The sequence below is a fragment of the Nereida sp. genome (genome assembly GCF_965655635.1).
Classification (GTDB): Bacteria; Pseudomonadota; Alphaproteobacteria; order Rhodobacterales; family Rhodobacteraceae; genus Nereida.
In genome coordinates, this window is the sequence record NZ_CBFHHE010000053.1 from 1 (window position 1) to 8273 (window position 8273).

The 8273-nt window shown below is 48.5% G+C and carries 6 protein-coding genes, 1 tRNA gene and 1 pseudogene; 6 read left to right on the top strand and 2 right to left on the bottom strand.

What is annotated here, in order from left to right:
* Positions 1-1257, top strand: a pseudogene (locus ACTF5M_RS11000) (right-handed parallel beta-helix repeat-containing protein); the annotation flags it as partial.
* 148 nt (positions 1258-1405) lie between these two features.
* On the opposite strand, the gene ACTF5M_RS11005 reads toward ACTF5M_RS11000, so the two are convergent.
* Together ACTF5M_RS11005 and uvrB are read right to left on the bottom strand one after the other, a co-directional pair.
* The gene (locus ACTF5M_RS11005) at positions 1406-1624 is read right to left on the bottom strand and encodes a hypothetical protein (RefSeq protein WP_438961023.1); all 219 of its coding nucleotides are present in this window, start codon (positions 1622-1624) and stop codon (positions 1406-1408) included.
* A 92-nt stretch (positions 1625-1716) separates the two neighbouring features.
* Positions 1717-3930 carry an excinuclease ABC subunit UvrB gene (gene uvrB, locus ACTF5M_RS11010; RefSeq protein WP_438961024.1) on the bottom strand — a complete coding sequence of 738 codons (2214 nt, stop codon included), beginning with the start codon at positions 3928-3930 and terminating at the stop codon, positions 1717-1719.
* Positions 3931-4218: 288 nt separating this feature from the next.
* Here uvrB and ACTF5M_RS11015 point away from each other — a divergent pair, with 288 nt between their 5' ends.
* From ACTF5M_RS11015 to ACTF5M_RS11035, 5 genes are all read left to right on the top strand, one after another.
* On the top strand, positions 4219-4530 hold the full coding sequence (locus ACTF5M_RS11015) for an ETC complex I subunit (protein WP_048598967.1): 312 nt from the start codon (positions 4219-4221) through the stop codon (positions 4528-4530).
* 111 nt (positions 4531-4641) lie between these two features.
* Positions 4642-4718, top strand: a tRNA-Arg gene (locus ACTF5M_RS11020).
* Between the two features lie 259 nt (positions 4719-4977).
* Positions 4978-5736: a glycosyltransferase family 25 protein gene (locus tag ACTF5M_RS11025; RefSeq protein WP_438961025.1), complete on the top strand. Its 759-nt coding sequence runs from the start codon at positions 4978-4980 to the stop codon at positions 5734-5736.
* A 24-nt stretch (positions 5737-5760) separates the two neighbouring features.
* Positions 5761-6591, top strand: coding sequence for an alpha-1,2-fucosyltransferase (locus ACTF5M_RS11030; RefSeq protein ID WP_438961026.1), 831 nt, complete (start codon positions 5761-5763; stop codon positions 6589-6591).
* A gap of 215 nt (positions 6592-6806) precedes the next feature.
* On the top strand, positions 6807-7913 hold the full coding sequence (locus ACTF5M_RS11035; RefSeq protein WP_438961027.1) for a hypothetical protein: 1107 nt from the start codon (positions 6807-6809) through the stop codon (positions 7911-7913).
* Positions 7914-8273: the final 360 nt, after the last annotated feature.

An 8273-nucleotide genomic window follows, 5' to 3' on the forward strand; every position in this document is an offset into this window, starting at 1 on the left:
CCGCTTGATATGGCTGCTTTGGTGCCTAATCGGGCGCGGTTTGAGGTCCGGCGCGTCATTGCAAACGGTATGTTTGAAGCCCGTGAAAGCACAGCTTGGGCTGATGATGTGGTGACAGCAAGTGCCAGCTATGACCCCAACGATCCGTATAAACTGCGCAATGTCGTGAACGCCGCGTCTATTAAGGTGGGGTCGCTGGTAAGTAGAAACGGGGTTGGCCGTGAGGTTTATGTGGCGTCTGTGAACGTCAGCGCAAACACGTTGACCCTATGCCAACCGCTGTTCGGGGCCGCGGAAAGCCAGAGTTATACGTTCACGCGTTTCAAATATATGCTCGATTTTGGTGGTTTTGAAAAACTATCGAAAATGGTTTTGAACAATATCCAACTACAGTGTTCAGGCCGTGCAAGTGGCATCATGTTGGCGCCCGATGGCGTTGTCTTCGAAGTGCTCGATTGTTTGATCAACAAACCCAAAAGCCGCGGGATCACGTCTGCTGATCGTGGCTGTCAGGGGATGATTGTTGACCGTTGTCAGTTTCTGTCGAACAAGCAATCGCTTCAGGTTGAAGGCCGTGTAACAACGGCGCTGAACGTCAATTCGAACGACCCCAAGCTGCGCAACAACCCCGTTGTGTTGTTTGAGCATTTCGCGGTTCTGTCTGGCGTAGGCAACTTGGTGACGGGCAATCATTGGTTTCATGGGGATGCTGGTTCAAACGGTATTCGCAAGGCTGGCCTGATCTTTACGCAATCGAATTGTATGAGTGCTGTTACGGGGAACTATATCGACAATAATTATATTGAGATGACCAACGAGCATGAGGCCTTTCCAGATTTCGCTAACCAGTTCTCGTTTGGTGGGCTGACGATTTCTGGGAATTTCTTCATATCGCTCAACTCGCGATCTGATTTTTCATGGCTGGTTGTGGCCCCTTATGGTGAGGGACATTTCATCCAAGGATTGTCGGTTCAAGGTAATGTTTTCAAGGCGGTAAACGGCAATGTCGAACGTGCCGACAGGATCGACACAAGTCGTGCTGACCTGGCTAAAGGGCGTTATCGAAATATCGTTTTTGATAGCAACACATTCAATAATGTTGGCACAGTTACGATCAATCCTGTTGTGATAAATCATGACCAAAACACCGATGCTGCCGCGTGGAACGTATCTGCATCAGGGCGTTTACCCTTTGATGGATGGGCGTGTGCAGTTCAGGCGGTGCAGCCTGTTGAGCAAACAAAATCTGGTAGCTAGGACGTTTTCAGTCAGCCTTGGGCGCAAGTTGAACAAGGTGCAGATAAATCTGAAGTACGACTAAAGTGGGGGCAGTCCACTAGGGGGCGGGCTAATGTGACGATGCGGTGCGACGCGCCTGTCTAGTCGTAGTTCTTGGCCGCGTCCGCTAGTTAGCGTGGCCAAGTTTTGTCACCTCAAGACGTAGTTCCTGCAGCGCAATTTCCGTCTGTACCAGCTTCACTGTCACAGGCCCCGTCATCTCACGCGGATGATCGAACAGATCACGGCGTAGGGTGCGCAAATCACGCTCCATCCGGTCGATGTGCGACGGGGTGATGCTGGTTGGCGTTTGCCAATCCGTCGAGGGGCTAAAGGTGCGGTGCATACTCATGCAAGCTTGCTACGACAGCATGTCTTAACGCTCAGTTACGCAGCGGTGAAAAACCGCTACGCTTGTTCGTTTTGTAAAAAGGCGATCTAACGCCGTTTGCTGCGCTTTGTTCCGCCCCGTTGCCCCGCACGTCCTGCGGTTGAGCGGCCCGATGCTTTTTGCGCATCATCAACGGCCTTCTCAACAACTGCTTGGCGGGCCAAAGGATCATCGGACACCACCAAATCGACAGTCTCAAGGCGCTTCACCTCGTCACGCAGACGGGCGGCTTCCTCAAACTCAAGGTTTTCGGCGGCTTTGCGCATGTCTTCGCGCAGCCCATCAAGATGTGCCGCAAGATTATCACCGGCTATCGGCTTTTCGATGGTTGCGGTCACGCGGTTCATATCCACGTCGCCTTTGTAGAGACCCGCCAGAACGTCTTCGACGTTTTTCTTTACCGTTTCAGGTGTGATGCCGTGTTCTTCGTTATACGCAATTTGCTTGGTGCGGCGGCGTTCGGTTTCGCCCATGGCGCGTTCCATGCTGCCGGTAATTTTATCCGCGTACATGATCACGCGGCCTTCGGCGTTTCGCGCCGCGCGGCCGATGGTCTGCACCAGTGACGTCTCAGAACGCAAAAAGCCCTCTTTGTCCGCATCAAGAATTGCCACCAGCCCACATTCCGGAATGTCGAGGCCCTCACGCAGCAGGTTGATCCCCACAAGCACATCAAATGCTCCAAGGCGGAGGTCACGCAAAATCTCGATCCGTTCAATCGTATCGATGTCTGAGTGCATGTAGCGCACGCGAATGCCTTGTTCGTGCAGATACTCTGTCAGATCCTCTGCCATGCGTTTGGTCAATGTCGTGGCCAATACCCGCATGCCATCCGCTGCAACGCGGCGGATTTCATCCAAAAGGTCATCCACCTGTGTCTCAACGGGGCGAATTTCGATGACGGGGTCCAGAAGCCCCGTGGGGCGGATGACCTGTTCTGTGAATACGCCGCCTGCTTGTTCGATTTCCCAAGAGGCTGGAGTAGCTGAAACAAAGACAGACTGGGGCCGCATCGCGTCCCATTCCTCAAACTTGAGGGGCCGGTTGTCCATGCAAGACGGAAGGCGGAAACCGTGCTCGGCCAGCGTCATTTTGCGTCTGAAGTCACCTTTGTACATGCCGCCGATCTGCGGCACAGAAACATGGGACTCGTCGGCAAAAACAATCGCGTTGTCTGGGATGAATTCAAACAGTGTGGGGGGCGGCTCGCCCGGTGCGCGGCCCGTCAGGTAGCGCGAATAGTTCTCGATCCCGTTGCAAACCCCAGTGGCCTCTAGCATCTCAAGGTCAAAATTTGTGCGCTGCTCAAGGCGTTGTGCTTCAAGCAATTTGCCATCTGCTACCAACTGATCAAGCCGGACCCGCAGTTCTTTTTTGATGCCCGTAACCGCCTGTTGCATCGTCGGTTTTGGGGTGACGTAGTGACTGTTGGCGTAAATGCGGATCTTGTCGAACGTATCTGTTTTCTCACCAGTAAGAGGGTCGAATTCAGTAATGGTTTCCAATTCCTCGCCAAAAAAAGACAGCCGCCACGCACGGTCATCAAGGTGGGCAGGGAAGACTTCAAGGCTATCTCCGCGCACGCGAAACGTGCCACGCTGAAACGCCGCGTCGTTACGTTTGTATTGTTGGGCGACCAGATCGGCGATGACCTGACGCTGATCGTACATTTTGCCAACGTGGATATCTTGGGTCATGGCTCCGTAGGTTTCGACCGAACCGATGCCGTAAATGCACGATACGGACGCCACGATAATAACGTCATCACGTTCCAAAAGCGCACGGGTTGCAGAGTGGCGCATCCGGTCGATTTGCTCGTTTATCTGGCTCTCTTTTTCGATGTAAGTATCAGAGCGCGCTACATAGGCTTCCGGTTGATAATAGTCATAATAGCTGACGAAATACTCTACCGCGTTGTCGGGAAAGAAGCCTTTAAACTCCCCATAAAGTTGGGCGGCTAGCGTTTTGTTAGGCGCAAGGATGATCGCGGGGCGTCCTGTTTGTTCAATCACTTTTGCCATGGTGAATGTTTTGCCGGTGCCTGTTGCGCCAAGCAGCACCTGATCGCGGTCGCCGTTCAGCACGCCAGTCGACAGTTCTTTGATGGCCGTGGGTTGGTCGCCTGCGGGTTCAAACTCGGTGTTGAGCTTGAACGAAAGGCCGCCCTCCAGCTTGTCACGGGTTTTCACGTCTGGCGCGGGATTTGCCAAAACAGGTGCTGTCGGACGTGGTGGCTGGCTATCTGAATGGGCGTAAGACATGAGCGATTCCCTTTGGTCAGCATACAATGTGACGCCTTCTGTCGTGGGTTCAAGGGAGCCGCTGGATGTTGATCAAACAAATAGCTGGATTAAATGCAAGTATTTGAAGATGATGGGGTTAGGCGCTGGAGTGTAGCCTGGACTGAGCGGTTCATTCCCCTATCTCCCACGGTCGTTTCAGAGTTTTCGCTTCAGCGTCAAACCTTAGTTCAAACCGACGTATGGCAGATATTGCATTTACCCGCAGATTTATGGATATAGGCATCAGCCAACGTTTGAGGGTTCACCATGCGCGCACGTATTTATAAGCCAGCCAAAACAGCCATGTCTTCGGGCACAGCAAAAACGCGTAAATGGGTGCTAGAATTTGCTGCGGCCTCGTCGCGCGATGTAGATCCACTGATGGGCTGGACATCATCTGATGATACCCAAAGCCAAGTTAAGTTGACGTTCGACAGTAAAGAAGATGCGGTCGACTACGCGCGCGACAACGGCATCGAGGCAGTTGTGCAAGAGCCCAAAACGCGCCGCCCTAACGTGCGAGCTGCCGGCTACTCCGAGAACTTCGCCGTCAACCGCCGAGGCGCTTGGACCCATTAAGGCTAACTGCCGTTTTTGGCGTGCGGAAATTCCGAAGTAGTAACTGAGCATAAACAAACGTACACCGCCCTTGCGCAGCTTGCACCCAAAGCGCTATGCAAACACTCAAGCGGTCCCTTAGCTCAACTGGATAGAGCAGCTGACTTCTAATCAGCAGGTTGAGGGTTCGAGTCCTTCAGGGATCGCCATAATATCAAGGGGTTAGGACGGCACGCTTTGGTGAGCATTTCTTTCAGCGAGATAGGCTTAAGTAATATTGCGTGAATTATAATCGTTCTCATCTCATTCGCCTTTGCGCGCGCGCGTGTACGCTTCGCCGTGTAGTGTTTGTGGCAACAATAGTGACGGGGGACTCCTAGCGTTGTAACATTAATGGAAGTTGTTAGACGTTTTTGGATCAACCGTCTGCAGCGGCAACCATAGAAAATTCAGGGCCAAAGTCGAAATATGACAGCTACTCCACCTAAAATACGATGTTTTATTATTCACTTGGAGCGGGCATATCAACGTGCGCCACAGGTGCAAAAGTTGATTGAAGCTCTACCATTTGAAACAGAAGTAGTGTCGGCCATTGATGGTTCTTTGAAAAGTTTTGTTAACAATTCATTTTACCAGCGCTCGCTTATCAAGCCCGAGTACCCATTTTTTCTACGTCCTGCCGAAATTGCGACCTTTTTAAGTCATCGGAAATGCTGGCAGCGTATCGTTGATGAAGATGTTGATGCTGGATTGGTGCTGGAAGACGATGTCAATATCGTAGAGCCAGACTTTACTAATTCGCTTTCCCTGGCTTTAAAAAAATACCAATCAGGATCCATAATTAGGTTTCCGATTAAGTTACGGGAAAAACCCACTAGCCATATTTCTACTGAAAAAAAAGTGACGTTGTTTCAACCACTACAGGTAGGGTTGGGCGCGCAGGCTCAACTTATTAGTCGTGAGGCTGCTAAAACATTATTATCTAAAACAAAAATAATAGATCGACCTGTAGATACGTATTTACAGCTTGTTTGGGAGCATCATGTTCCAATTTTTTCTGTTTGGCCAAATGGAGTTTGTGAAAATTCTGATAATTTGGGCGGAAGCTTGATCAGTGATAAAAAAAGAGGCTGGGCTAAGTTTAAACAAGAACTGCAGCGGCCACTATATCGCGCAAAAGTAAAAAAAATAGCCCGTAAATATATGGACCGTAAAATTAATGAATAATTTTAACAAATCGTTGAGGGTCAGATGATTAGAAGTAAAATTATTGGAGGTCTTGGAAATCAGCTTTTTCAATTTTCATGCGCTCGGGCGCTCGCTGAAGATTTAAACCAAAGTTTAGTTTTAGACATCTCAGGATTTCAAAAATATAAACTAAGACAGCCGCTAATTCTAAAATTTGACTTACCAAAAAACATTGCAGTTTTGTCGAATAAGCAGCTTTCACTGATACTCGACGTTAAGGATAAGTCTTTAGGCCGCTACTACAAAGAAAAACAAATAGCATTTGACCCAGTTTACACAATGTTGAAAAAACCTGCCACTCTACGTGGGTATTTTCAGTCAGAGATGTTCTTTAGTCGCCATGCAGATATTATTCGGTCGGAACTAAAAATTACGTCTGTTAAATCAATGAGTATAAGGCAATCGTGGAGATGTGAGATTGTCGCTGCTTTACATTTTCGCCGTGGCGACTATCTCAACGAAGCCGATTTTGGGCTGTGCAGTAAAGACTATTATCTCAACGGTATGTCGATGCTCAGAGCAATGTTTCCAGGTATAAAGTTTGTGGCTTTTACAGATGATCCTGATTGGTTCTTTCGAGAATCAGACCTATCAGATGAAGTGATCTGTGCTTCGGGGCAGGGGTTGACCGATCTGGAGGAATTTTCGCTTATGATGTCATGCGATCACTTTGTAATAGCTAACAGTTCGTATAGTTGGTGGGCAGCGTGGCTCGGAGGGGCTTTAGGCAAGAAAGTAATTGCTCCCAGCCCTTGGTTCATTTCGGACCAGCACGACTGTTCAAGTATCGTCCCGGAGAATTGGATTAAATTAGATAGGTATGGATTAACATGAATTGAAAGGAGGGGTGGTGTTCGAGTGCTTTAATCGCCGCGGAGTGTTCATATAGTATGTTAAGGCTGATTAGTATTTTTCAGGTCCATCATACCAGATCGATATTGCCTCGACCCACTCAGGTGGCGTCATTGTGTCAATTATAATTATACGTAGACGAGAAATAGCATGAGATTTCGTTTGATGTTTTGCAACAGAATAAGGATGCTGTGACTATGGAGACGAAGGCTCATGTTTTTACAGATGCCCCAACTAGTGCGTTTTTGAAGCAATCTCCTGGTTTTAGCAATAAATTGAAAAACGTGACGTTTACATTTGGGACGGCTATACCAGACGATACCGAGGTGCTTATATCGTTCAATCGAGCATCATACAGCATAAAAACTCATATTCCGAAGGACCGCACTATTTTTATTGCGGCTGAGCCAGACGTCATTCATCCGTATAGCTCCCGTTTTTTAAACCAATTTGGCTTAGTGCTAACTACTACTCTTAAACCTCTCGACACGGAAAAACGACACCGCGCAACTTGTTGGTATTGGTTTGCTGGATATGACTTTTCTGGCAAACAGGCGCATAGAGGGTATGACTGGTTTAAATCTTTAGAAAAGCCAAGACACAAAGCAGACAAAATTGCGATTGTCACCTCGAACAAAGTCTACACAGAGTATCACCGAAAAAGAATGCTGCTCGTGGAAACGCTAATGGAAAAAATTCCAGATCATATTGTAGTTTATGGCCGTGGCTTCAAAACTATTAATGATAAAGCAGATGCCCTACTGCCGTATAAGTTTAACTTGGCTGTTGAGAACGGCGAGGGGCTGCATGTATGGACTGAAAAGCTAACTGACCCCTGGTTGTGCTGGTCTTTCCCTTTCTACGCAGGATGCAGCAATGTAGGGGCTTACTTCCATAGTGATGCTTTTGAAATGATAAACCTTAATGAACCAGTATCTGAAGCTGAACGAATGGTGAAAGAAATGGAAAACGGTCGATGGGAGGCTGCACATTCTGCCATTTCAGTCGCACGTCAAAAAGTCCTAGAGGAGGAAAATATTATGACTTTAATGGCTAATTTGGCCGTTGAAGTCGCCAACAGGTCCACAACACCCCAATCATTACGGCCAAACTACATTTGGTCAGAAAAGTCTTTGTGGCCAGAAAAGGGGTGTCGTGGCAGTCTGACTGAGTGGTCATTACGTAATTCTATAATGTTGTTGTCGCCTGATGCCGAGCTGAAGGTAAGAAGCTTGCGGGACTGGTATGATGGAAAGAAGTCGGAGCGTCGCGCACGTCGACGATCTAAAACCGAACGGCTATGACTTCTTTTAAAGGCTGTGCTAAGCTTTATCCCCAGTACTGCTGCTCTTTATGGTGCAAAATGTATGCCCATATATGAACTCGAGGTTAATTTTGAAGAAACATTTTGTAACGTTCGCTAGCCAGGATTTGGAGCGAACTCTGAGTAGAATTAAGATGCAAGCATCACGCCAATAGGCATGAAGCCTCTGGGTTGGCGTACTACCAGTTTGAACGTAAAAGTCTGGTTGTACATTTGAATCTAGAAGCTGCTTTGATGCTTCTCCATCATCTGCATCAGCAAATACGAAGTATGCCCCTAGAATGGCTCCGTCGTTCGCTGGGCCGACGTTGGTGTTATCCATTGGGTTTACACAGATGTA

Coding starts and splice junctions, on each gene's coding strand:
- ACTF5M_RS11005 (WP_438961023.1), bottom strand. CDS start 1,624: ATGCACCGCACCTTTAGCCCCTCGACGGATTGGCAAACGCCAACCAGC.
- uvrB (WP_438961024.1), bottom strand. CDS start 3,930: ATGTCTTACGCCCATTCAGATAGCCAGCCACCACGTCCGACAGCACCT.
- ACTF5M_RS11015 (WP_048598967.1), top strand. CDS start 4,219: ATGCGCGCACGTATTTATAAGCCAGCCAAAACAGCCATGTCTTCGGGC.
- ACTF5M_RS11025 (WP_438961025.1), top strand. CDS start 4,978: ATGACAGCTACTCCACCTAAAATACGATGTTTTATTATTCACTTGGAG.
- ACTF5M_RS11030 (WP_438961026.1), top strand. CDS start 5,761: ATGATTAGAAGTAAAATTATTGGAGGTCTTGGAAATCAGCTTTTTCAA.
- ACTF5M_RS11035 (WP_438961027.1), top strand. CDS start 6,807: ATGGAGACGAAGGCTCATGTTTTTACAGATGCCCCAACTAGTGCGTTT.